Source organism: Mesorhizobium sp. P5_C1 (assembly GCF_054049815.1).
In genome coordinates, this window is sequence record NZ_JBFULQ010000835.1 from 1 (window position 1) to 1,752 (window position 1,752).

Consider the following 1,752-nt stretch of genomic DNA (forward strand, 5'->3'; position numbering starts at 1 on the left):
TTTGCGAGAAGATGGACGCCGTTGCGCCGAAGCCRGGCMGCGCGGTCCCTACAAGAAGCGCGCTGCCGAAATAGGCGAATAGGTAAGGCTTTWRGCACTCGCTAACCTAAGAACRCTTCCCGCMCGTTACRTGACCCWAAGGMCAGCTTGAATGTGCCACGGYGTTGCTCGACTGTCGCCGCGAGGGGTGTACAGGTGAGTAAATGCAACGCAAGGGAAAGGCGCGGCCCTTCGTACCGACTGAAATCCACGTCGGCACCATTACGGACGATGTGGGTGTGATTGGCGTTCTCTCAATTCACACAACCGAAGGTCTGTTAGATATTGCGCTGGACCTTGAATCAGCCGACGCCATCGCGAGCGCTATTCATAAAGTCCGGTCAAAGCTAGAGCCGAACCACCACTAGATTTCAAACTGACCCACTACCCACTCGGCAAGCGGTGACGACTTCCGATGAGCTACTCCAAGATCAGACGAACGATCAAGGAAGCACTCGTCTACAGGTTTTCCCGCCCCAAGCCCCCGCGTCATCCGACCCGGTTCATCGGGCCAGTGCTCGTCGTCGGCTCCGCCCCTGGATCTAACCTGCCCAAGGGATTCGACGAGAATTTTTCGGTTCTCACCGTCAACGGTTCCCAGTCGGTGGCGAGGAAATGGGGCATCGCCAAACCTGACGCGACCTTTCTCCATTTCAACCAAGTCGACGGCACGAACGACAATGCCGTAGCCGTACGGCGCGTTCTCAACGGCGAAGAGACCGGCATCTTGTATGTGATGCGCTGGCCGTTCGGAGAGCAGCGCCTACGCGATGGCCTCGCGGCATTTAACTATCGCTACGACCAGCTCCGGATGGTTAGCACGTACCAGCGCATTGCCCTGCACGAGGCGGTCATGGGCGCGCGCCACAGCGAGTTGGACAATGCACGGRAGTTTTCGAACGGCATCACCGCTGTGCTCTATGCATTCAACAGCGGCGCGTCGACTGTCGTCATATCGGGCATCAATCCCGGCTCGACCGGCCATGTCTACAACGAGCTCGGCTTGAGGAGGCTTCATAGCGACATGGACAGCTCGATCTTGCTGAAGCTACGCGGCCGTGGCGCCAATCTCTTCACGGCCGATCTTGAAGTCGCGGTATCGACCGGGCTGCCGCTGTGGCAGGGCGCCGGCGGCCGATCGGAACCTTTACCGCAACAGGATGTTCGAGCGAGATGACGAAGCTATCCGACCTTGGACCGCCTATTCCTGGTAAGCACGGGGGCGGCCATTCCGACGATCAGGACAATTTCTATCCCTGTCCAATCTGCGGCCAGATGGTCGACATGCGCGCGATCTGCGACAGGTCATTTGGCACGAACGACCGAAGCACAGACCGTTCATCGTGCTCGTTGATTAGACGCGGCTTAGCAACCCGGCCGTAGGAACGCAAAAGACCCGCCACGGAGGAAGCCATAGCAGGCCCCGAAAGATGTCGAAACAACTTTCGTGCACCCGCGTCACGGATGCGCTGAAAAAACGAGCCGAAAAACAAACCGTTCCAACCAAAAAAAGCCCGCCACCTTTCAGCAGCGGGCAAGTTTATGGAGTGCTGGGATCAACCAGCATAAGGTCAACGAGCGGCGGTGGGGTTGGTTGCGAACTACAAACGAGGGATGACGCTCAGCGCGGCGGCGATAAGCGAAGGCCGCCGCCCTGCGCGGTGTCCGATTTTCAAGGGGCCGGTATTGGGGTAAATTGCCCTAGGCTCATGC

General features: G+C 58.5%; 2 protein-coding genes. Both read left to right on the forward strand.

Features of this window, described 5'->3' with window-relative positions:
- The first annotated feature begins 203 nt into the window (after positions 1 to 203).
- On the forward strand, positions 204 to 407 hold the full coding sequence (locus ACXJ7R_RS31765) for a hypothetical protein (RefSeq protein ID WP_457155264.1): 204 nt from the start codon (positions 204 to 206) through the stop codon (positions 405 to 407).
- A gap of 47 nt (positions 408 to 454) precedes the next feature.
- Positions 455 to 1,216: a membrane-anchored protein gene (locus tag ACXJ7R_RS31770; protein ID WP_457155265.1), complete on the forward strand. Its 762-nt coding sequence runs from the start codon at positions 455 to 457 to the stop codon at positions 1,214 to 1,216.
- The last annotated feature ends 536 nt before the right edge of the window (positions 1,217 to 1,752 follow it).